Annotated in this window: 19 protein-coding genes; 9 read left to right on the forward strand and 10 right to left on the reverse strand. The window is 71.0% G+C overall.

Going from position 1 to position 20,802, the window contains the following annotated elements; genetic code table 11:
• Positions 1–125 precede the first annotated feature (125 nt).
• Both ABZ656_RS45690 and ABZ656_RS45695 read right to left on the reverse strand, forming a co-directional pair.
• Entirely contained in the window at positions 126–1,742 is a 1,617-nt protein-coding gene (locus ABZ656_RS45690; RefSeq protein ID WP_101399522.1) for an ABC transporter permease, read from the reverse strand.
• Entirely contained in the window at positions 1,739–2,704 is a 966-nt protein-coding gene (locus ABZ656_RS45695; protein ID WP_360276869.1) for an ABC transporter ATP-binding protein, read from the reverse strand. Before ABZ656_RS45695 ends, ABZ656_RS45690 begins: the two co-directional genes overlap by 4 nt.
• Positions 2,705–2,778: 74 nt before the next feature.
• Between ABZ656_RS45695 and ABZ656_RS45700 the strand changes: the two genes are divergently transcribed.
• Positions 2,779–3,300 (forward strand): MarR family transcriptional regulator, encoded by a 522-nt coding sequence (locus ABZ656_RS45700; RefSeq protein WP_101399526.1) that lies wholly within the window; start codon positions 2,779–2,781, stop codon positions 3,298–3,300.
• A gap of 54 nt (positions 3,301–3,354) precedes the next feature.
• On the opposite strand, the gene ABZ656_RS45705 is transcribed toward ABZ656_RS45700, so the two are convergent.
• The gene (locus ABZ656_RS45705; RefSeq protein WP_101399527.1) at positions 3,355–4,875 is read right to left on the reverse strand and encodes an APC family permease; all 1,521 of its coding nucleotides are present in this window, start codon (positions 4,873–4,875) and stop codon (positions 3,355–3,357) included.
• A gap of 216 nt (positions 4,876–5,091) precedes the next feature.
• Between ABZ656_RS45705 and ABZ656_RS45710 the strand changes: the two genes are divergently transcribed.
• Positions 5,092–6,486, forward strand: a complete 1,395-nt coding sequence (locus ABZ656_RS45710) for an ethanolamine ammonia-lyase subunit EutB (RefSeq protein ID WP_101399529.1) — start codon at positions 5,092–5,094, stop codon at positions 6,484–6,486.
• Between the two features lie 52 nt (positions 6,487–6,538).
• On the opposite strand, the gene ABZ656_RS45715 is transcribed toward ABZ656_RS45710, so the two are convergent.
• A complete protein-coding gene (locus tag ABZ656_RS45715; RefSeq protein WP_360276874.1) occupies positions 6,539–6,862 on the reverse strand; it encodes a hypothetical protein in 324 nt (107 codons plus the stop codon).
• On the opposite strand from ABZ656_RS45715, the gene eutC reads away from it, so the two are divergent.
• Positions 6,843–7,589, forward strand: coding sequence for an ethanolamine ammonia-lyase subunit EutC (gene eutC / locus ABZ656_RS45720; RefSeq protein ID WP_101399530.1), 747 nt, complete (start codon positions 6,843–6,845; stop codon positions 7,587–7,589). The two genes, ABZ656_RS45715 and eutC, sit on opposite strands and share 20 nt — an antisense overlap.
• A gap of 362 nt (positions 7,590–7,951) precedes the next feature.
• On the opposite strand, the gene ABZ656_RS45725 is transcribed toward eutC, so the two are convergent.
• Entirely contained in the window at positions 7,952–8,938 is a 987-nt protein-coding gene (locus ABZ656_RS45725; RefSeq protein WP_360276877.1) for a diacylglycerol kinase, read from the reverse strand.
• Positions 8,939–9,129: 191 nt separating this feature from the next.
• On the opposite strand from ABZ656_RS45725, the gene ABZ656_RS45730 reads away from it, so the two are divergent.
• Positions 9,130–10,413 carry an adenylosuccinate synthase gene (locus ABZ656_RS45730; RefSeq protein ID WP_054231366.1) on the forward strand — a complete coding sequence of 428 codons (1,284 nt, stop codon included), beginning with the start codon at positions 9,130–9,132 and terminating at the stop codon, positions 10,411–10,413.
• A gap of 73 nt (positions 10,414–10,486) precedes the next feature.
• Here ABZ656_RS45730 and ABZ656_RS45735 read toward each other — a convergent pair whose 3' ends face one another.
• Both ABZ656_RS45735 and ABZ656_RS45740 read right to left on the reverse strand, forming a co-directional pair.
• Positions 10,487–11,161: a DUF5753 domain-containing protein gene (locus tag ABZ656_RS45735; protein ID WP_360276880.1), complete on the reverse strand. Its 675-nt coding sequence runs from the start codon at positions 11,159–11,161 to the stop codon at positions 10,487–10,489.
• Between the two features lies 1 nt (position 11,162).
• Positions 11,163–11,414, reverse strand: coding sequence for a hypothetical protein (locus tag ABZ656_RS45740; protein ID WP_360276883.1), 252 nt, complete (start codon positions 11,412–11,414; stop codon positions 11,163–11,165).
• 334 nt (positions 11,415–11,748) lie between these two features.
• On the opposite strand from ABZ656_RS45740, the gene ABZ656_RS45745 reads away from it, so the two are divergent.
• Positions 11,749–13,572 carry a 5'-nucleotidase C-terminal domain-containing protein gene (locus ABZ656_RS45745; RefSeq protein ID WP_101399533.1) on the forward strand — a complete coding sequence of 608 codons (1,824 nt, stop codon included), beginning with the start codon at positions 11,749–11,751 and terminating at the stop codon, positions 13,570–13,572.
• Positions 13,573–13,665: 93 nt separating this feature from the next.
• Here ABZ656_RS45745 and ABZ656_RS45750 read toward each other — a convergent pair whose 3' ends face one another.
• The 3 genes from ABZ656_RS45750 to ABZ656_RS45760 all read right to left on the reverse strand — a co-directional run bounded on the left by ABZ656_RS45750 (position 13,666) and on the right by ABZ656_RS45760 (position 16,967).
• Entirely contained in the window at positions 13,666–14,316 is a 651-nt protein-coding gene (locus ABZ656_RS45750; RefSeq protein ID WP_054231368.1) for a hypothetical protein, read from the reverse strand.
• A gap of 171 nt (positions 14,317–14,487) precedes the next feature.
• Positions 14,488–15,183 carry a GntR family transcriptional regulator gene (locus ABZ656_RS45755; protein WP_101399535.1) on the reverse strand — a complete coding sequence of 232 codons (696 nt, stop codon included), beginning with the start codon at positions 15,181–15,183 and terminating at the stop codon, positions 14,488–14,490.
• A gap of 428 nt (positions 15,184–15,611) precedes the next feature.
• Positions 15,612–16,967, reverse strand: a complete 1,356-nt coding sequence (locus ABZ656_RS45760; protein ID WP_101399537.1) for an aspartate aminotransferase family protein — start codon at positions 16,965–16,967, stop codon at positions 15,612–15,614.
• A 177-nt stretch (positions 16,968–17,144) separates the two neighbouring features.
• On the opposite strand from ABZ656_RS45760, the gene ABZ656_RS45765 reads away from it, so the two are divergent.
• The 4 genes from ABZ656_RS45765 (at position 17,145) to ABZ656_RS45780 (ending at position 20,544) form a co-directional block, all read left to right on the forward strand.
• Positions 17,145–17,792, forward strand: a complete 648-nt coding sequence (locus tag ABZ656_RS45765; RefSeq protein ID WP_101399539.1) for a type 1 glutamine amidotransferase family protein — start codon at positions 17,145–17,147, stop codon at positions 17,790–17,792.
• The gene (locus tag ABZ656_RS45770; RefSeq protein ID WP_101399540.1) at positions 17,789–18,277 is read left to right on the forward strand and encodes a helix-turn-helix domain-containing protein; all 489 of its coding nucleotides are present in this window, start codon (positions 17,789–17,791) and stop codon (positions 18,275–18,277) included. The genes ABZ656_RS45765 and ABZ656_RS45770 overlap by 4 nt, the downstream gene beginning before the upstream one ends.
• A gap of 84 nt (positions 18,278–18,361) precedes the next feature.
• Complete coding sequence (locus ABZ656_RS45775; protein ID WP_101399542.1) at positions 18,362–20,305, forward strand: serine/threonine-protein kinase; 1,944 nt, start codon at positions 18,362–18,364, stop codon at positions 20,303–20,305.
• Between the two features lie 110 nt (positions 20,306–20,415).
• A complete protein-coding gene (locus tag ABZ656_RS45780) occupies positions 20,416–20,544 on the forward strand; it encodes a hypothetical protein (protein WP_360276891.1) in 129 nt (42 codons plus the stop codon).
• Positions 20,545–20,802: the final 258 nt, after the last annotated feature.

Genomic DNA, 20,802 nt, shown 5'->3' on the forward strand with positions numbered 1-20,802 from the left:
GGACTCGGAGCGGGAGACAGTGCTGTTGGCCGCGGCGACGGCGCGTCTGACCTCCTCCCGCAGCTCATTCTCCTCCCGTGCGTCCCGTGCCCCCGCCCCCGCCCCGAGCACGCGTGCGCCCGCCGTCAGGTGCTCATGTCCCGCCGCCGCAACGCGGTCAGCCCCGCGGCGGTCAGGGCCACCGCGATCGCCGTCAGAACCAGTACCGGCGTCCATGCCATCTCCCCGCCCGGCAGCTTGGGGAGGTGGCCGAAGGGGGAGAGGTCCATGACGGCCTGGGGGACGTTCAGGGCGGGGCCGATCCAGCCCAGCAGGAGGGCGACCCCGGCCGCGCCCCAGGCGCCGGGGGCCAGTTGGGGCGAGATCCCGTAGAGAAGGACCGCCAGCCCGCCCAGTGTCCAGACCGCCGCGACCTGGACGAGGCAGGCGCCGAGCACGGGCCCGAGCTCATGGCCGTACCCGAGTCCGAGGCCGAGCCCGCCCAGCGCCATGATGAGCGCCGCGCCGCCGAAGGCGACGACCAGGTGTCCGCCGGCCCACCGCAGCCGCCCCACGGCGTTCGCCAGCACGGGTTCCGCCCGCTGCGAGGTCTCCTCACCGTGCAGGCGCAGCACCGAAGAGACGACGTACAGCGCGGCCACCATCCCGAGCATGCCGACCATGGCCGCGAGGAACGCGTCCGTGATCCCGGACCGCCCGCCCATCCGCTCGATGATCTGCCGGGTCTTGTCGTTGCTCCCGACCAGATCGGCGGCCCCCTTCGTGATCCCGCCGAACGCGGCCCCCGCGGCGAGGAACCCGAGGCTCCATCCCAGCACGGCCCCCCTCTGCAGCCGCCAGGCCAGCGCCCCGGCCGATCCGAGCCGCCCCTGCGCGGGCCCCGGCCGGGTCGGCAGGAAGCTCATCCCGACATCACGCCGCCCGGCGAGTTCGTAGGCGACCGCGCCCTGGATCACCACGGCCGCGACGAACAGCGGCAGCACCCACCACCGTTCCTGCGCGAAGGGGCGTTCGTTCTCCAGCCACCCCAGCGGCGACACCCAGGTCAGCACGGACGAACCGTCGTTCGTCGACGAGTCGCCCGCCGCCCGCAGCACGAACGCCGCGCCGAGCAGCCCGCCCGTCAGCCCCTTGGCGAGCCGCGCGCTCTCGGTGAGCTGGGCGACGATCGCCGCCATGGTGGCGAAGACCATGCCGACACCCCCGACGCCGAGCCCGAGGGCCAGCGCCCCGGCACCGCCCTGACCTGCCAGCCCGCCCGCGATGAGCAGCGCGAGCACGCCGTTGGCGACGAGGGCGGCCAGCAGCGCAGCCGTCAGCGGGGCCCGGCGCCCCACCATCGCCGACGAGAGGAGTTCCTGGCGCCCGCTCTCCTCCTCCTCGCGGGTGTGCCGTACGACGACGAGCAGGCTCATGATTCCGGCGAACAGACCGGCGTAGCCGCCGATGCGCCAGGCGGTGAGTCCGCCGAGCGAGTCGTCGAACACCGGCCCGTAGGTGGCGCGCAGGGAGGTGTTGGTGAGCATCTGGCGGGCGAGGTCGGCGCGTTCGGCGGCGGTGCCGTAGACGGACTTCAGCGAGTTCGGCATGGACAGCACCAGCAGGGCGATCACGCCGACCCACAGCGGCATCATCAGCCGGTCCCGGCGCAGGGAGAACCTCAACAGCGGGCCGGTACCGGCGAGTTGGCGGGAACCCCGGGTCCGTGTGCCGCCCCGTACGGCAGTGGTCGCGGCGGTCATCGCGCCATCGCCCCTTCACCGTTCACCCGGACGTCGTCCTGGTAGTGCCGCAGGAACAGTTCCTCCAGGGTCGGCGGCGTCGAGGTCAGCGACCGTACCCCCGAGTCGGTGAGCGAGCGCAGTACGGCGTCGATCTTGTCGGTCTCGACCTGGAGCCTGACCCGGTGGCCCTGGATGTCCAGGTCGTGCACGCCGGGCAGGTGTGCCAGCCCGTTGGGCGGTCCCGCGAGTTCGGCGGTGACGCTGGTACGGGTCAGATGGCGCAGGTCGGCGAGGGTGCCGCTCTCGACGGTGCGGCCCTTGCGGATGATGCTGACGCGGTCGCACAGCTCCTCCACCTCGCTGAGGATGTGCGAGGAGAGCAGGACGGTCCGGCCGCGGTCGCGTTCCTCCTCGACGCACCGCTGGAAGACCTCCTCCATCAGCGGGTCGAGACCTGACGTTGGCTCGTCGAGGATCAGCAGGTCGACGTCCGAGGCGAAGGCGGCGACGAGGGCTACCTTCTGTCGATTGCCCTTGGAGTAGGTGCGTCCCTTCTTGGTGGGGTCGAGTTCGAAGCGTTCGATCAGTTCCGCCCGCCGCGCCCGGTCGAGCCCCCCGCGCAGCCGCCCGTACAGGTCGATGACCTCGCCGCCGGAGAGGTTGCGCCACAGGGTGACGTCACCGGGTACGTAGGCGACCCGGCGGTGCAGTTCCACCGCGTCCGCCCAGGGGTCCCGGCCCAGCACCTGCGCCGCGCCCGCGTCACCTCGCAGCAGGCCCAGCAGGACCCGGATGGTGGTGGACTTCCCGGAGCCGTTCGGACCGAGGAAGCCGTGCACCTCGCCGGCTTCGACGTCCAGGTCGAGACCGTCCAGCGCGTGTGTCGCGCCGAACGACTTGTGCAGCCCGGAGACGGTGATCGTCTTCGTCGTGGCCTTCGTCGTGCCTTTCGCCAGGCCCTTGGCCCTGCCTTTCGTCATGCTCCAGAACGTACGCTTCTTTCAGAAGTTTGTGAAGTTAACGAATTGTATAAACCTTCAGATACAATCGAGGGATGGCAGAGCCGGAGACGGTGGGACCGGAGGCGGTGGGAGCGGTGGGTCGGGACGCGGAGGCGGTCTCGCGGTTCGTCGAGCACTTCGCTGCGCAACTCGTGGAGGCCGGGATGCCCCGGATGCCGTCCCGGGTCTTCGGCGCGCTGCTCGCCTCGGACACCGGCGCTCTGACCTCGGTCGAACTGGGCGAGCAACTGCAGATCAGCCCCGCGGCGGTCTCCGGTGCGGTGCGCTATCTCGCGCAGGTGCACATGGTGTCGCGCGAGCGGGAACCCGGTTCGCGCCGGGAGCGGTACCGCGTGCACAGCGACCAGTGGTACGAGGCGCTCACCAATCGTGAGGCGATCATCAAGCGCTGGGAGGACGCGCTGCGCGAGGGCGTCGCCAGCCTGGGCGCGGACACCCCGGCGGGCGGCCGGCTCGCGGAGACCCTTGCCTTCTTCGAGTTCATGGAGGGCGAGCTGGAGTCGATGATGGACCGCTGGCGGGTCCACCGGGAGCGGCACTTCGGCGAGGGCTGAGAGCCCTCGCCGAAGGAATGGGGTGAAGCGGCGCTCCGGCCGCGTCCGTAGCGGCTACCGCTCCTTGGTCTCCTCCAGGACCGTCCGCCCGAGCAGGGCGTACCGCTGCGGTGCGCGGCGCTTGAGGTACGTCGCGTAAGCCACGCCGCCCGCCGCGATCAGGGCGACGATCCAGGGGGTCGCCTTCAGCACGAGGGAGCCGGACTCCGTGCCGGCCGCGGCGCCCATGTTGGACACCAGCAGGACGACCACGCCGAGCATCGCGAGGCCGCCGACCAGCGGGGCGGTGAAGGTCCTGAACCAGTGCCTGCTCTCGGGGTGGTTCTTGCGGAAGTACGCCAGCACCGCGAAGGAGCAGACCGACTGCACCACCAGGATGGCCATCGTGCCGAGGATGGCGAGCAGGACGTAGGTACCGGTGTACGGGTCCTTGCCGGCGAGCCAGAACGCGGCGATGAGGACGGCGCTGACGACCGTCTGGACGAGGCCCGCGATGTGCGGGGAGCCGTGCTGGGGGTGGGTGCGGCCGATCGTGCGCTGGAGCGAGGGGAGCACGCCCTCGCGGCCCAGCGCGTACATGTAACGGGCGGCGCAGTTGTGGAAGGCCATGCCGCAGGCCAGCGAGCCGGTGATCATCAGCCACTGCATGACGTCGACGGCCCAGTGACCGACGTAGTGCTCGGTGGGGTTGAAGAACAGGGCCAGCGGGTTCGAGGAGGAGGCGGCCGTGACGGCCTCGCTCTCGCCGTTGCCGATGATGGCCATCCAGGAGACGAAGACGTAGAAGACGCCGACGCCCAGTACGGAGATCATCGTCGCCTTGGGAATGATCTTCTTCGGGTCGCGGGACTCCTCGCCGTACATCGCCGTGGACTCGAAGCCGACCCACGACCAGAAGGCGAAGAAGAGGCCGAGGCCCGCCGAGGTCCCCTTGAAGGCGTTGACCGGGTTGACCGGTCCGAAGGTGAAGCCGTGCGGGCCGCCGCCGTGCAGGGCGACGGAGACGGCCATGGCGGCCAGGACCGTCACCTCGGTGGCCAGCAGCACGACGAGCAGCTTCTCGGCGACGGACACCCCGAACCACGTGCCCGTCGCGTTGACGGCGAGCATCAGGATCGCGAACGCCCACCAGGGCACGTCAAGTCCCGTCTGGTCCTTGAGGGTTCCGGTGGCGAAGGTCGAGAAGATACCGATCAGGGCCGGCTCGAAGACGACGTACGCGAAGGTCGCAAGAAGTCCCGAGGCGAGTCCCGCGGTGCGGCCGAGACCGTAGGAGATGAAGCCGTAGAAGGCACCGGTGGAGGTGATGTGCTTCGCCATCGAGGTGAAACCGACCGCAAAGATCGCCAGGACGACCATTGCGACGAGATAGCTCGCCGGGGCGCCGATGCCGTTGCCGGCGGAGACCATGAAGGGCACGTTGCCCGTCATGGCGGTGATCGGGGCGGCGGTGGCGACGGCCATGAAGACCACGCCCAGCAGCCCGATCGCGTTCGGCTTGAGCCGGTGAACTGTGCCTCCGGGGGCCTCCGCCGTGCCCGCCGCCTCAGGGACCACGCCCTCTTGCACCGCCATCGAGTGGCCCCTTCCCATGTCGCTCGCCGTCCGCACCCTCGGTGCGGCGGAGTGGATTACGAACCGGAATGCTGCACGAGAAATGAGTCCTGTCACGGGTCGGGACGTTAAATATGTGTCAACCAGACCTTTAGGAGTCCGGGTGGAGCGAACGTCCTTGTTAACTCTCCGCCGGACCGTGGACCGCGCCCGACGCCCCTCCGTACGGTCCCTGGCATGAGCACCTACTCCGCCACCCTCGGCGGCCGGACGCACTCCTTCGCCGGCCTCGCGCGGCTGCTCGCCGCCGCGAGCCCCGAACGTTCAGGCGACCGCCTCGCCGGGCTCGCCGCCGACTCCGCGCAGGCGCGCGTCGCCGCGCGGTGGGCGCTGGCCGAGGTCCCGCTCGCACGGTTCCTCGCCGAGCCGGTGATCCCGTACGAGACCGACGACGTGACCCGCCTCATCATGGACAGCCATGACGCGGCGGCCTTCGCCCCCGTCTCCGGCCTCACGGTGGGGGAGCTGCGCGAATGGCTGCTGTCGGAGGCGGCGGACGCGCCGACACTCGCCGCACTCGCCCCCGGCCTGACCCCGGAGATGGTCGCCGCGGTGTCGAAACTGATGGGCAACGCGGATCTGGTGGCGGTCGCCCGCAAGGTCCGGGTGGTCACCGCCTTCCGCTCCACGATCGGCCTCCCGGGCCGCCTGGCCACCCGCCTCCAGCCCAACCACCCCACCGACGACCCCGCGGGCGTGGCGGCGGCCCTGCTGGACGGCCTGCTCCTCGGCTCCGGCGACGCGGTGATCGGCATCAACCCGGCCACGGACAGCCCCAAGGCGGTACGGGACCTGCTGGACCTCCTGGACGGAGTGATCGACCGCTACTCCATCCCCACCCAGTCCTGCGTCCTGTGCCACGTGACCACCAGCATCGACCTGATGGAACGCGGCGCCCCGGTGGACCTCGTCTTCCAGTCCATCGCCGGTACGCAGGCCGCCAACGCCTCGTTCGGGGTCACGCTGGGGCTCCTGGACGAGGCGTACGAGGCGGCGCGCTCGCTGGACAGGGGCACGGTCGGCTCCAACGCCCTGTACTTCGAAACGGGGCAGGGCAGCGCGCTCTCCGCCGACGCGCACCACGGGGTGGACCAGCAGACGGTGGAGGCGCGGGCGTACGCGGTCGCCCGCCGCTACGACCCGCTGCTCGTGAACACGGTGGTCGGCTTCATCGGCCCGGAGTACCTCTACGACGGCCGCCAGATCCTCCGTGCGGCCCTGGAGGACCACTTCTGCGGCAAACTGCTCGGCCTGCCCATGGGCCTCGACATCTGTTACACCAACCACGCCGACGCCGATGACGACGACATCGCCACGATGCTCACCATGCTCGGTGTCGCCGGCGCCTCCTTCGTGATCTGCACCCCCGGAGGCGACGACATCATGCTCAACTACCAGTCGGCCTCGTACCACGACGCGTTGTACCTGCGCGAGGTGCTCGGGCTGCGTCCGGCACCGGAGTTCGAGACATGGCTGGAGCGCATCGGTCTGCTGGACGACGGCGGCGGGATACGGGACGTGGCGGGCACGGGCCATCCGCTGACGGCGATCGGGCGGGGGCTGGCGGCATGACGGAACGTCAACTGAGCTATGTGGAGGCCGACTTGGGTGACACGCTGACCGTTCAGACTGCTTCGACCGCAGCGACCGCAGCGACCGCAGCGACCGCTTCGACCGCTTCGACCGCTTCGACCGCAGCAACCGCAGGGACCGCAGGGACCGCAGGGACCGCAGGGACCGCTTCGACCGCAGCAACCGCTTCGACCGCAGCAACCGCAGCAACCGCAGCAACCGCTTCGACCGCAGCAACCGCAGCAACCGCTTCGACCGCAGCAACCGCAGCAACCGCTTCGACCGCAGCAACCGCAGCGACCGAAGCAACCGCAGCGACCGAAGCAACCGAAGCGATCGCTTCGGTCGCTCCGGTCGTGGACCGGGAGTCGGACACCGCCCTCTGGAACTCCCTGCGCCGGCACACCCAGGCCCGGATCGGGCTCGGGCGGGCCGGATCGGCGTTGCCCACGCGGCACCGGCTCGAACTGCAGGCCGCGCACGCCGCCGCGCGGGACGCGGTGCACTCGCCGTTCGACCCGGACGTGGTGGCGTCCGCGCTGACGGGTGTGCCGACGATACGGGTGCGCAGCGCCGCCCCCGACCGGCTCACCTATCTCCAGCGTCCCGACCTCGGACGCAGGCTCCACGACGTGGACCGGGCGCACCTGCCCCGCGACGGCTGGGACGTGGTGTTCGTCGTCGCCGACGGGCTGTCCAGCCGGGCGGTGCACGAGCATGCCGCGGCCGTCGTGCGCGCGACGGCACAGCGGCTGCCCTCCGACTGGCGCGTCGCTCCCGTCGTGCTGGCCGAGCAGGCGCGGGTGGCTCTCGGCGACGACATCGCGCACGCGCTGGGGGCCGGGATGGCCGTCGTCCTCATCGGGGAGCGGCCCGGGATGTCCGCCGCGGACTCGCTCGGTGCGTATCTCACGTACGGCCCGCGCCCGGGTCGCACCACCGACGCCGACCGCAACTGCCTCTCCAACATCCGCCCACCCCTCGGCCTGTCCCACACCGCCGCGGCGACGAAGCTGGCGACACTGATGCGCAGAGCACGCGACCTCGGCCGCACCGGTGTATCCCTGAAGGACGAGTCCACGCCGACCCTGCCCCAGCCGTAGCGGCAACGCGCGGGCCGCCCCGGGCGTCCTCGCCCCCGCCGCCCCTGCCCGTCCCATCCCCCAGGGGCTCCGCCCCTTCGGCCCGGGGCGTGATTTGTCGGCTGCGGGGTGGTCGGGGCTGGTCGCGCAGTTCCCCGCGCCCCTCGGACGGGGGCTTCGCCCTCGTATCCCCCGTCCGCCTGAAGTCCTTTGGCTGCGGGCCCGTGGGGGCTGGGCACGCAGTTCCCCGCGCCCCCAAGAGCCTTCAGCCCGTCCGGCGTTTGAGGACGAGGCCGTTCAGGCCGATCGGGGGGCTGGGGGCGGAGCCCCCAGGTCGAGGATGGGACGGGTAGGGGCGGCGGGGGCGAGAAACCCCCGGAGGCTCAGCTCGGCAGCGTAAGCCCCCACCCCCCTTCCCGAACCGTCCACGTCCGCGTCCGCACAGGCCCGGACACCACAGAATCCGCCCGGTACCGAAAGTCCGCCCCGGACACAGTCACCCGCCGCCCCACCACCCGCAACGGCGACGCCTCCGCCCCCACGGAAACCGGCCGAACCTCCACCTCCGCACCCCCGGCAACGCCGGGCGTCACGGACACCCCCTCCACCGGCTGGTCCAGATCGACCAAGGTGACCCCGTCGACCTCGACCCGCAGCCGCGAAGGCCCGGGCCCCGGCACGGACGCCACCCGCGCGGGCCGCGCCGCAAGCGTACGGACCAGCGACTGACAGGTCCGCAGCCATGCATGCCCCCCAAGCCCGGAAGCCCCACCGCCGAAACCTCCGGAACCCCCGAAACCCCCGGAACCCCCGAAACCCCCGAAACCACCAGAGCTCCCAGAGCCCCCGGACCCAGCGAAACCGCCGACTCCGCCGACACCACCCACGTCGGCCCCGTCGACCTCCTCCGCACCCCGCATCCCCCCACCCGCCCCCACCGGCGGAATCCGCAACGCCCCCAACACCACCCCGTCACTCTCGTCGACCAGCAGATCGAGCCGCCGCTCGACCCCGTCGAGCACGGCCCGGGCCGCCGCGACGGCCCCGACGGGCACCCCAAGCGCCCGCGCCAGCGACAGCGCACCCCCCACCGGCACCAACGACACCCCACATCCGGCCAGCTCCCGCTGTCGGTGCAAAAAGGACACAGCACGCAAGAGGGCGCGGTCGTCGCCCACCACGACCGGCCGCCGGGAACCTCTCCGGGCCAGCGCCCGGGCAAATTCCTCGGGCCCTTCCGGCAGGCATACTTTCGTCGCCGCACCCGCGCTGAGCACGTCTTTTGCGATCCGTACAGACTCGCCGTCCGTCCAACGGGCGACCGGGTCGATGACCACAAGGAGCTGGTCGGAAGCCGCCACCTCGGTCATGCCTCGCTTCCTCGGGTAGCATCTTTGTGCAAGAGCCCCTTGCGCTATTGCGCCAGGGGCTTCGTCTATTCCGGGGCATCCGGTCCGACGGTCGCGGCCAAAGGAGGTCGCCGGCGTACGCAGCCGTATCGAAAACCAGCCGCGTACGTCCCCGACCTTGGACATGCCCCGCCCGGAAGGGGTGTACGCCTGTGCCCGCACTTGTGCTGCTCGGTGCTCAGTGGGGTGACGAAGGCAAGGGAAAGGCCACCGACCTGCTCGGTGGATCCGTGGACTATGTGGTGCGCTACCAGGGCGGCAACAACGCCGGCCACACGGTAGTCGTGGGCGATCAGAAGTACGCCCTCCACCTCCTCCCTTCCGGAATCCTCACACCGGAGTGCACTCCGGTGATCGGAAACGGAGTCGTCGTCGACCCGTCGGTCCTGTTCTCCGAGCTGAACGGACTGAACGAGCGCGGCGTCGACACCTCCAAGCTTCTGATCAGCGGAAACGCTCACATCATCACGCCGTACAACGTCACCGTCGACAAGGTGACGGAGCGCTTCCTCGGGAAGCGGAAGATCGGCACGACCGGGCGTGGCATCGGGCCCACCTACGCGGACAAGATCAACCGCGTCGGCATCCGTATCCAGGACCTCTACGACGAGTCGATCCTGACCCAGAAGGTCGAGGCGGCCCTCGAGGTCAAGAACCAGCTGCTGACCAAGCTCTACAACCGCCGTGCCATCGAGGCCGGGCAGGTCGTCGAGGAGCTGCTGGGCTACGCGGACCGGCTCAAGCCGTACGTCGCGGACACGGTCCTGATCCTGAACCAGGCGCTGGAGCAGGACAAGGTCGTGCTCTTCGAAGGCGGCCAGGGCACGCTCCTCGACATCGACCACGGCACGTACCCCTTCGTGACGTCGTCGAACCCGACGGCCGGCGGTGCCTGCACCGGTTCGGGCGTCGGCCCGACGAAGATCAGCCGGGTCATCGGCATCCTCAAGGCGTACACGACCCGTGTCGGCTCGGGCCCGTTCCCGACCGAGCTCCTGGACGAGGACGGCGAAGCGCTGCGCCGCATCGGTGGCGAGCGCGGTGTCACCACCGGCCGTGACCGCCGCTGCGGCTGGTTCGACGCGGTCATCGCCCGCTACGCGACCCGTGTGAACGGTCTGACCGACTTCTTCCTCACCAAGCTGGACGTCCTGACCGGCTGGGAGGAGATCCCGGTCTGCGTGGCGTACGAGATCGACGGCAAGCGCGTCGAGGAACTCCCGTACTCCCAGACCGACTTCCACCACGCGAAGCCGATCTATGAGAACCTCCCGGGCTGGTCCGAGGACATCACCAAGGCGAAGTCCTTCTCCGACCTCCCGAAGAACGCCCAGGCGTACGTCAAGGCGCTGGAGGACATGTCCGGCGCCCAGATCTCCGCGATCGGCGTCGGCCCGGGCCGCGACGAGACGATCGAGATCAACTCGTTCATCTAGTACGTCGCGTCCAGAATGTCGCTTCGGCACATTCTTGATGAGGACCCCCGGTCGGCTTCGGTCGACCGGGGGCTCACGGCTCGGTGAAACTCTCCAAGGCCTCGTCGATCAGCGCGAGCGCCTCGGCGCCGCCGAGGGCGATCGTCTCCAACTGCGCCCAGTATTCGTGGTGCCGGGCGACCAGCTCCAGTTCGTCGTGCGTGGAGGTGCGGCCGACCCGGCCCTCCAGGTAGAGCACGTCATCGTCGTCCTCGAATCCCAGCAGGACGAAGGGCGACTGAAGAGCGGGGTGGGCGCCGGCCGAGAACGGCAGGGCGCGGAGATCCACTCTTGGACGTTGTGCCATGTCCTTGAACTGCTCCAACTGTCCACGCATGACCATCGGTTCGCCGATGCGTCGGCGCAGTGCCGCCTCGTCGACCACGAAGAAGAGTCGACGGATACCCGTGTCGTCATCCGCGTCGTCGAAGGCTCGTTCCCGGCGGCGCTGCCTCAACTCGACCAGTCTGCTGGTCCGTTCCGGGGACTGGGTGGTGACGGACATGAGAGCCGCGGAATACTCCGCTGTCTGCAACAGTCCTGGGATCACGACCGGATGGTAGGCGTGGAGGGAGGCGGCAGCTTCCTCGTACCCCAGGTATTCGGCGAAGTCGGGGGCGATCTCGGCGCCGTAGGGCGTCCACCAGGACGGGCGTCTGGAGGCGCGGGCCGCCGACACCAGTTCGTCCACTTTCTCGGGATCCACCACGTCATACAGCTCCCGGCTCGTCGTCGAGGCTGAGAAGGACCCGGCCCTGCGGGTCTATGTCCCGGCGCTCAGCCTGGCCGCCGCCGAGCGCGAGCGGGCGGGAGCGGCCGAACACGTCGGTGCGCTGCCGTCCGTCCACATCGAGGGCTTCGACTTCGCGGCGGCCGCCGCCGTGGGCAAGCGCCTGAGGATCGCGGCCTCCGGGGGCGAGGAGCAGAGCGACAAGGGTGAGCCGGACTGGAGCGGCGCCCATGTACTGCACCTCGCTTTGCCCACCGTCGACTGGCCTCGTGGCCGCCCCGTCCTGACCAGGACCCCCACCCGATAACGGGGTACGGGCATCCGCGCGATCCGCATCGTCGAGTAGGGACGACGGCGCGACGGCGCCCCCGGCGAAGCTTCGGCCGACCCGAGGGCGCCGCCCGCGCCATGCCCATCCTTGACCTGGACATGGCCTGTTCCTGGTTCCCGACCGGCTGGGACCCGACAACCATCTACGCGTGTAGTGCCCGAAGTCCCCGCACGACTCGCGCAGTTGCTCCCGTCAGCCAGGTCCCAGCCCGTCCCAGCCAGTCCAGGAGACACGTATGCCCGTCAATCCCATGAACCGCCGGGAGTTCGTGAAGAAGTCGGCCGTCACCGGGGCGGCCGTCACGGTCGCGGGGGCTGTCGCCGCGACCCCGGCCCGGGCCGAGACCGCGGATCACAAGCCCGAAAAGGCGCCCCGTACCTGGTCCTTCTCCATCCTGGGCACCACCGACCTGCACAGTCACGTCTTCGACTGGGACTACTACACGGACGCGGCGTACAAGGACAGCAAGGGCAACTCCGTGGGCGTCGCCCGCGTCGCCACCCTCATCAAGCAGCAGCGCGCCGCCAAGGGCGAGAACCACGTCCTGCTCGTCGACGCCGGCGACATCATCCAGGGCACCTCGCTGGCGTACTACTACGCGCGCGTGGACCCGATCGTCCCCGCCACCGGCAAGCACGGCCCCAAGCACCCGATGGCCGTCGCCATGAACGCCATGCGCTACGACGCCGCCGCCCTCGGCAACCACGAGTTCAACTACGGCATCGAGACCCTGCGCAAGTTCGAGAAGCAGTGTCACTTCCCGCTGCTCGGCGCCAACGCGCTGGACGCCAAGACGCTGCGTCCGGCCTTCCAGCCGTACACCGTGAAGCGCATCTGTGTCCCCGGCGCCCCGGACATCAAGGTCGGCATCCTCGGCCTCACCAACCCGGGCATCGCCCTGTGGGACAAGGACAACGTCTCCGGGAAGATGGCGTTCACCGGGCTCGTCGAGCAGGCGAAGAAGTACGTCCCGCGGATGCGCGCCCTCGGCTGCGACGTCGTGTTCCTCACCGACCACTCGGGCCTGGACGGCAGTTCTTCGTACGGCAGTGAGCTGCCGTACGTCGAGAACGCCTCGAACCTCGTCGCCCAGCAGGTCCCCGGCATCGACGCGATCCTCGTCGGTCACACGCACGTCGAGGTCTCGTCGTACACGGTGAAGAACGAGGAGACCGGCAAGGACGTCGTCCTCTCCGAGCCGTACTGCTGGGGCATGCGCCTGACCGTCTTCGACTTCGAACTCGAACTCCACCACGGCCAGTGGAAGGTGACGAGCACCAAGGCGCAGACCCTCAACAGCAACACGGTCGAGGAGGACCCGGAGATCACCAGGCTCCTCAAGGCCGACCACGACCTGGTCGTGAAGTACGTCAACACTCCGGTGGGCACCTGCACCGCGGACCTCTCCGCGGCCGAGGCCTGCTGGAAGGACGTCCCGGTGATGGACTTCATCCATCAGGTCCAGATGGCGACGGTGGCCTCCGGCCTGTCCACCGCCGACGCCGCCCTCCCCCTGATCTCCGTCGCCGCGCCCTTCAGCCGCACCGCCGACATCCCGGCGGGCAACGTCACCATCCGCGACGTGGCCGGGCTCTACATCTACGACAACACCCTGTACGGCAAGAAGCTCACGGGCGCCCAGCTCAAGGACTACCTGGAGTACGCGGCGAAGTACTACCACCAGTTCGCGTCCGGCACGAAGGTGGACACGGCCACCCTCACCAACGCCAACAACTTCTGGGACTACATGTACGACACCGCCGCCGGGGTCGAGTACGACATCGACATCGCGCAGGCCGAGGGCTCCCGCGTCAAGAACCTCACCTACAAGGGCGCGGCGGTCGCCGACGACCAGGTCTTCGTCGTCGCCGTCAACAACTACCGCGCCAACGGCGGCAGCGGCTACCCGCACATCGCGGCCGCCGACATCGCGTACAGCTCCACCAACGAGATCCGCCAGCTGATGATCGACTACGTCACGGCCAAGGGCACCCTCGACCCGGCCGACTTCGCGGTCACCAACTGGAAGCTGACACAGGACGGGACGCCGGTGTTCTGAGCCGCAGCCCCCTTTCTTCTGAGGTCGGGGCCGCCGACCGGATCACCCGGCCGACGGCCCCCACCCTCAGACCCTGTCCGGCCGGGGTGCGCCTCAGCTGAAGATGATCATCGACCCTTGGGCGAGGCTGCGCGTCGCCGCCGCGTGCAGGCCGAGCCACACATGCCGCTCGCGCGCGAACGGACTCGCGTCGTACGGGGCGGGCGCGGCCGGCTCCTCCAGCTCCGTGGGAGCCATGGGCGGCTGCGGGGCGGCCGGCGGGTTCGCCGGGTCGATACCGATCGACGGGGCCACGAACTCCAGCTCGCGCAGCAGCGTCTGGGAGGAGCCCAGGGGGCCGCCCCCGGCGAGGAGTTCGTCGTTGGCGAGCGGGTGCGGGAAGTCGACCGGGACGTACGCGCCCGCGTGGTCGTAGTGCCACACGAGGTGCGACTGCTGGGCGTTCGTCTCGAACATCTCCAGCAACTGCTCGTAGTCGCCGCCCAGTTCGTCCACCGGGGTCACCGCGAGGCCGCACATCTGGAGCAGATACGCCCGGCGCAGGAAGTGCAGCGCGTCGTAGTCGAAACCGGCGACCGGGGCCACGTCGCCGGACAGCCCCGGCATGTACGCGTACACCGGGACCGGCGGAAGTCCGGCCTCGCCCAGCGCTTTGTCGTAGAGCGCCAGCTCCTCGGCGAAGGGATTGTCGGGGGTGTGGCACAACACGTCGACGAGCGGGACCAGCCACAGGTCACAGGCCAACAGACGGCTCCTCTAGCTCCTTGGGAAGCACGGTGGTCAGGGAAGCGTAATGGGTGGGACCCGTCCTCAGTCCCCCTCGTGCGGATCCCATACCCGCACCCCATGCCCACACCCCGTGTGCCCATCCGTCGCACCGGCGCACACGCCTCCCGGCACGACCTTACGTCGCGCTCATCCGGCGGTCAGGCGCTCGAGGAGGGCGAGGGAGTGCTCGTTGTACGCGGCGACGATCGCGTGCGCCGCGGCGGGGTCGCGGCGGGTCAGCGCGTCCACGAGCTCCGTGTGGGCCGCCCACAGGTGGCCCTTCAGATCCTCCACCCGGCGCAGGTGCTGCACCGTGCACACCCAGGACTGGACGCGCAGGCGGTGCAGGAAGTCGGCGAGGTAGGCGTTGCCGAAGAGGGCGCTCAGTTCGCGCCAGAAGCGCAGGTCGTAGCCGATGAGGATGTTCAGGTCGCCGGCCGTCGCGGCGCGCTGGGCCTCCTCGCCGCGGCGTCGGACCCCGGCGAGGGCGGCGAGGGTGCGCGGATCGTCGGCCTGCGCCATGCCTCCGGCGAGAAGACTCTGGAACATCCCGTCGGTGACGAGGCTCCGGGCCTCGACCATGCCGCGGTAGTCGGCCGGCGAGTACTCGTGCACGCGGAAGCCGCGGTGCTGGTCCGCCTCCAGGAGGCCCTGGGCCGACAGATCGACGAGGGCCTCGCGGACGGGGGTCGCGGAGACGCCGTACTGCTCGGCGATCTCCTTCACCGTGAACGCCTGCCCGGGCCGGAGCCGGCCTGCCAGCACCTCGTCGCGGAGCGCGTCCGCGATCTGCTGCCGCAGGGTGCTACGGGTTACGGCGCCGTTGCCGCCGGTGCCGGGCATGGTCTCTCGCTCCCTCATCGCGTATGGGTGCACGTGCGTGTGCTTCCACTATGAGCACGTCACCTTACGCGGACCCGAGCCTTTCAGGGGCCCGGGATGCGGGGCGCAGCCCCGCCCCCCCAGGGGCGCGGGGAACTGCGCGCCCGGCCCCCACCGGCCGTCAGCCGAAGAACTTCGGGCGGCCGGGGGATGCGGGGCAAAGCCCGGCCCCCACCGGCCGTCAGCCGAAGAACTTCGGGCGGCCGGGGGATGCGGGGCAAAGCCCGGCCCCCACCGGCCGTCAGCTGAAGAACTTCGGGCGGCCGGGGGATGCGGGGCAAAGCCCGGCCCCCACCGGCCCGCAGCCGACCCGCATGCCCCGGGGGCGAAGGGGCGGAGCCCCTGGGGGATGGGACGGGTAGGGGCGGCGGGGGCGAGACCCCCGCGCGTCACACGGTGTGTTCGTCCGCCACCGACAACGCCTCGTCCAGCGCCGCGAGCCCCTCCTTCGCCTCCCCCTCGGAGACATTGCACGGCGGCACCACATGAGTCCGGTTCATGTTGATGAACGGCCACAGCCCCCGCGCCTTCGCCGCGGCCCCGAACGCGACCATCGGCCCATTGGCCTCACCGGCGGCGTTGTACGGCACCAGCGGCTCCCGGGTCTCCCGGTCCTTGACCAGCTCCAGCGCCCAGAACACGCCCGTACCGCGCACCTCACCCACACTGGGATGCCGCGCGGCGAGCTCCCGCAGCCCGGGCCCGAGCACCGTCTCCCCGATCCGCGCGGCTTGCTCGACGATGCCCTCCTCCTCCATCACGTTGATGGTGGCGACGGCGGCGGCGCAGGCCAGCGGATGCCCGGAGTACGTGAGTCCCCCGGGGTAGGGCCGCCGGGCGAAGGTCTCCGCGATCGCCGAGGAGATCGCGACACCGCCGAGCGGGACGTAGCCCGAGTTCACGCCCTTCGCGAAGGTCATGAGGTCCGGCGTCACGTCGTAGTGGTCCGCCGCGAACCACTTCCCGGTACGCCCGAAGCCCGCCATGACCTCGTCCAGGATGAAGACGATCCCGTACTGGTCGCAGAGCGCGCGCACCCCCGCGAGATAGCCCGGCGGCGGCGTCATGATGCCCGCGGTTCCCGGAATCGTCTCCAGGATGATGGCCGCGACGGTCCCCGGCCCCTCGAAGGCGATCGTGTCCTCCAGGTGCTGGAGCGCCCGCTCGCACTCCTGCTGCTCACTGTCGGAGTGGAAGGGGGAGCGGTAGAGGAAAGGCGCCCAGAAGTGGACGACGCCCGCCGCGCCGCTGTCGTTCGGCCAGCGCCGCGGGTCACCGGTGAGGTTGATCGCGGTGGAGGTGGCTCCGTGGTACGAGCGGTACGCGGAGAGGACCTTCGGACGGCCGGTGTGCAGCCGGGCCATGCGCGTGGCGTTCTCGACGGCCTCCGCGCCACCGTTGGTGAAGAAGATCTTGTCCAGGTCGCCCGGGGTCCGCTCGGCGATCAGCCGGGCCGCCTCCGAACGGGCCTCCACGGCGAAGGCGGGCGCGAACGTGGACAGGGTCGCGGCCTGTTCCTGGATCGCGGCGACGACCTTCGGGTGCTGGTAGCCGATGTTGGTGAAGACGAGCCCGCTGGTGAAGTCCAGATACCGCTTGCCTTCGTAGTCCCAGAAATACGACCCCTCCGCGCCGGCGACGGCGAGCGGGTCGATGAGCTCCTGCGCGGACCAGGAGTGGAACACGTGCGCGCGGTCCGCGGCCTTCACGGCGGCGCCGACCTGGGGGTTGGGCTGAGGGGTCATGCGCCGAAGCGTAAATGTCCCCGGAGGGGGCGCGACATCGGCGTCCTGTCTGTGACCGGGGGCTTTCCACGACAGTCTGTCGGGCTTGGCCGCCGACAACCGTACATTGACAGCATACTGTCGAAATGACAGCATGCTGACATAGTGCACGGCCATGGTCTACGCGAGGAGAGAGTGATGAACGCGAAGAGTGCGACGAGCGACCACGGCAGTCCCGTCCACCTCGCGGTCTACGACACCTACGCCGACTGGGAGACCGGTCACGCCACCGCGTATCTCGCCCGCGCCGGCCACGAGATCCGGACCGTCGGCCCCACCCGGGAGCCGGTGACGACGATCGGCGGTCTCCGTGTCCAGCCCGACCTCGCGCTGGACGAACTCCGCCCCGAGGACAGTTCCCTGCTGATCCTCACCGGCGCCGACCTCTGGGACACCTCCGACGGCCTCGCCCCCTTCGCCCGCAAGGCCCGCGCCTTCCTCGACGCGGGCGTGCCGGTCGCCGCGATCTGCGGGGCGACGGCCGGGCTCGCCCGCGAGGGGCTCCTCGACGACCGGGACCACACCAGCGCCGTGTCCTTCTACCTCGCCGCCACCGGCTACCGGGGCGCCGGGCGGTACGTCGACACCGACGCCGTCACCGACGGCCACCTCGTCACCGCCGGACCGACCGAGCCCGTCGCCTTCGCCCGGGAGGTCCTGCGGCTCCTCGGGGTGTACGAGGGGGAGGTGCTGGACGCCTGGTACCGCCTGTTCCACGACTCCGACGCGTCCGCGTACGCCGTACTGGAGAAGGCCTCAAGGGACGCCGGGGAGGCCGCCGGATGAGCCGGGAACGACAGGACCTCCTCAGCCGCGCCGCCCTCGGCGTCTTCCGGCTCAACGGCCAGTTCCTCTCCGTGGCCGACGAGCTGGCCGGCCCCGCGGGGCTGACCGCCGCCTGGTGGCAGGTGCTGGGCGCGGTGCTCCCCGAACCGCTCCCCGTCGCCGGGATCGCCCGCGTCATGGGCATCACCCGGCAGAGCGTGCAGCGCGTCGCCGATCTGCTCGTCGGCAAGGGCCTCGCCGAGTACCTGCCCAACCCGGCCCACCGCCGCGCCAAAATGCTCTCCCCGACCTCCGCCGGCCGCACCGCCGTCGCCGCGATCGGCCCCGGCCACGCGGCCCTCGCCGACCGGCTGGCGCGGGCGCTCGGGGAGGACGGCTTCGCCGAGACCGTACGGAACCTGGAGCGACTGTCGGCGGTTCTCGACGAGATCGACGGGGCCGCGACGGACGTCACGAAAACGCCAGGTGCTGTTACTGAACCGTAGACACCGCCCCACCCACCTCCCGGTGGGGCCGCACTATCCTCGGCCTCGGGCGGTTGCACAGGCACGGGGGAGGGCGGCACGACGATGGAGAAGCTGGGGGCGGGGGAACCGCAGCAGATCGGGGCGTACCGACTGCTCGCGCGGCTCGGCGCCGGTGGCATGGGGCGCGTCTATCTGGCCCGCTCCGACCGGGGCCGTACCGTCGCCGTGAAGCTGGTGCGCGAGGAACTCGCGGCGCAGGAGGAGTTCCGGGCCCGCTTCCGCCAGGAGGTGCAGGCCGCGCGCCGGGTCGGCGGCCTGTGGACCGCCCCCGTCCTCGACGCGGACACCGAGGCCGCCGTCCCGTGGGTCGCGACCGGATATGTCGCCGGACCCTCCCTGCAGACGGTCGTGGGCCACGACCATGGAGCGCTACCGGAGCGTTCCGTCCGCATCCTCGCGGCCGGACTCGCCCATGCCCTCAAGGACATCCACGCCGCCGGACTCATCCACCGCGACCTCAAGCCCTCCAACGTCCTCGTGACCATCGACGGCCCGCGCGTCATCGACTTCGGGATCGCGCGCGCCCTGGAGACCGTCACCGACGGTGGTCTCACCCGCACCGGTGCCCTTGTCGGCTCGCCCGGATTCATGGCGCCCGAGCAGGTCCGTGGCGACCGCGTCACGCCCGCGTGCGACGTCTTCTGCCTGGGTTCGGTCCTCGCGTACGCCGCCACCGGTGCCCTGCCCTTCGGGGCGGCGAACAGCGGGGTGCACGCGATGATGTTCCGCATCGCGCAGGAGGACCCCGGCCTGGACGGCGTACCGGAGGGCCTCGCCGACCTCGTACGGCACTGTCTGCGCAAGGACCCCGCCGCCCGCCCCGGCCTCGACGAGATCCTGGAGCGCATCGGCGCGGAGGACACCGTCGTGGACGGACGGTCCCGCGACCCGTGGCTGCCCAGCGCGCTGGTGGCCCAACTCGGACGGCACGCCGTGCGGTTGCTGGACACGGAGAACCCGGACGAGCGCCCCGCACCGGCTCCGGCGCCGCCCGCCGACCAGGCCACCGTCCCCGCTCCGGAACCGGCCCCGGGATCCGCCCCCGCGGCCCTGGACCTGTCCAAGCCTTCGGCCGCACCCACCCCCGCTCCCGCCCCCGAGGTCGCCCCGGAGCACGCCGCCACCCCGCCCCCGCCGGGCGGACCGGCCTCGGCGGACCACCTCCCGACGCTGATCGCGGGCGCCGGTCAGACGCCCCCGCCGGCCGCGCCGCCCGCCGCGCACCCCGCGTACGGCCATCCCCAGCAGCACCCCAGCCCCACGGGGCCGCCGGCGTACGGCTATCCGCAGAGCGGCTGGGGCGCTCCCGGCTCGTACGGTCCGACGCCGCCGTACGGACCGGGCATGCCCACAACGCCGTACGGCCCCGCGGGCGTCCCCGAGCCCGAGCCGCCGCGCAGAAGCGGCCGCTCCACCGCCGCCCTGGTCGTCGTGGCGCTGGTCGTCGCGCTCGGCGCGGGCGGTTCCGTCTACGCGCTGATGCAGGGCGGCACGGCCAAGGGCAGCGACGACGCGAAGGCGTCCTCGGCCGCGTCCACGAGCCCGACCTCCTCCGACTCGCCCCCGCCCTCCCCCTCTGCTCCCTCCTCCTCCCCTTCCGGTTCGCCCTCTTCCCAGGCATCCCAGGGCGGCACGATCCCGGAGGGGTTCCTCGGCACCTGGGACGCCTCCATCGACAACGCGACGGGCCACAACACCCGCCGACTCACCATCCAGCAGGGCGCGGTGGGTGACACGGTCCTCTCGCTCGTCGCGGACGGTCCGTCCGGCAGCAGCACCTACCACTGCGTCTTCCGGGCCGAACTGACCGCCGCCCCCGGCGCCGGCGGCCCCCTGGTGATCGGGCCGTCCGAGGTCACCGGCGGCGCACCGATCTCCTCCTGCTCCCCGGGCGCCGCCTCCGAGATCACCCTTCTGTCCGATGGCCGGCTGCGTCGGGTGAACACGGGCTCGGGCGAGTCGTTGACGTACACGAAGAGCGGCTGACGTGCCGTCAGTCCGGTTGAACGGTCGCTGAACTTCACCCGGCGTACGCCGGATTTTCCCGCCTCGAGCCGTACGGTGACCGCACCTCGGGCTCGGGGGAGTGGCTCGCGATGGAGTGGCTGAGCGCGGAGAACATCGTGGCCGTGGGGACCGCGGTGATCGGTGTCGTCGCCTCCGCGGTGATGGTCTGGTACGAACGCCGGGTGCCGCGGCGCTGGGGGCACCGCCCACGTCCTTAAGGCAGTGCGGGGGTCAGGGGCGGAGCCCCACGGGGTGCAGGGGGGCGGAGCCCCAGTGGGGTGCGGGGGCGAAGCCCCGCGGGGGGTTCGGGGCCTCGCCCCCGGCGGGGTCGAAGGGGCGGGGTCCCTGGGGATGGGTCGTGCAGGGGCGGCGGGGGCGAGGAAACGCTAGTGCCGCGGCAGGCAACGTTTGCCCGTCAAGGAGCGGCGTCCGGTGCGTGCTCTCGGCGTGCCGGCCGGAAGTCCTCGTACTGGACG

It is taken from the genome of Streptomyces sp. NPDC007095 (genome assembly GCF_040634475.1).
In the GTDB taxonomy this organism is placed as follows: Bacteria; Actinomycetota; Actinomycetes; order Streptomycetales; family Streptomycetaceae; genus Streptomyces.

Bases quoted from the DNA above. Each gene is read 5' to 3' on its own strand.
- ABZ656_RS45690 (WP_101399522.1), bottom strand. From the start codon at position 1,742: ATGACCGCCGCGACCACTGCCGTACGGGGCGGCACACGGACCCGGGGT.
- ABZ656_RS45695 (WP_360276869.1), bottom strand. From the start codon at position 2,704: ATGACGAAAGGCAGGGCCAAGGGCCTGGCGAAAGGCACGACGAAGGCC.
- ABZ656_RS45700 (WP_101399526.1), top strand. From the start codon at position 2,779: ATGGCAGAGCCGGAGACGGTGGGACCGGAGGCGGTGGGAGCGGTGGGT.
- ABZ656_RS45705 (WP_101399527.1), bottom strand. From the start codon at position 4,875: ATGGCGGTGCAAGAGGGCGTGGTCCCTGAGGCGGCGGGCACGGCGGAG.
- ABZ656_RS45710 (WP_101399529.1), top strand. From the start codon at position 5,092: ATGAGCACCTACTCCGCCACCCTCGGCGGCCGGACGCACTCCTTCGCC.
- ABZ656_RS45725 (WP_360276877.1), bottom strand. From the start codon at position 8,938: ATGACCGAGGTGGCGGCTTCCGACCAGCTCCTTGTGGTCATCGACCCG.
- ABZ656_RS45740 (WP_360276883.1), bottom strand. From the start codon at position 11,414: ATGGGCGCCGCTCCAGTCCGGCTCACCCTTGTCGCTCTGCTCCTCGCC.
- ABZ656_RS45745 (WP_101399533.1), top strand. From the start codon at position 11,749: ATGCCCGTCAATCCCATGAACCGCCGGGAGTTCGTGAAGAAGTCGGCC.
- ABZ656_RS45755 (WP_101399535.1), bottom strand. From the start codon at position 15,183: ATGCCCGGCACCGGCGGCAACGGCGCCGTAACCCGTAGCACCCTGCGG.
- ABZ656_RS45760 (WP_101399537.1), bottom strand. From the start codon at position 16,967: ATGACCCCTCAGCCCAACCCCCAGGTCGGCGCCGCCGTGAAGGCCGCG.
- ABZ656_RS45765 (WP_101399539.1), top strand. From the start codon at position 17,145: ATGAACGCGAAGAGTGCGACGAGCGACCACGGCAGTCCCGTCCACCTC.
- ABZ656_RS45770 (WP_101399540.1), top strand. From the start codon at position 17,789: ATGAGCCGGGAACGACAGGACCTCCTCAGCCGCGCCGCCCTCGGCGTC.
- ABZ656_RS45775 (WP_101399542.1), top strand. From the start codon at position 18,362: ATGGAGAAGCTGGGGGCGGGGGAACCGCAGCAGATCGGGGCGTACCGA.
- ABZ656_RS45780 (WP_360276891.1), top strand. From the start codon at position 20,416: ATGGAGTGGCTGAGCGCGGAGAACATCGTGGCCGTGGGGACCGCGGTG.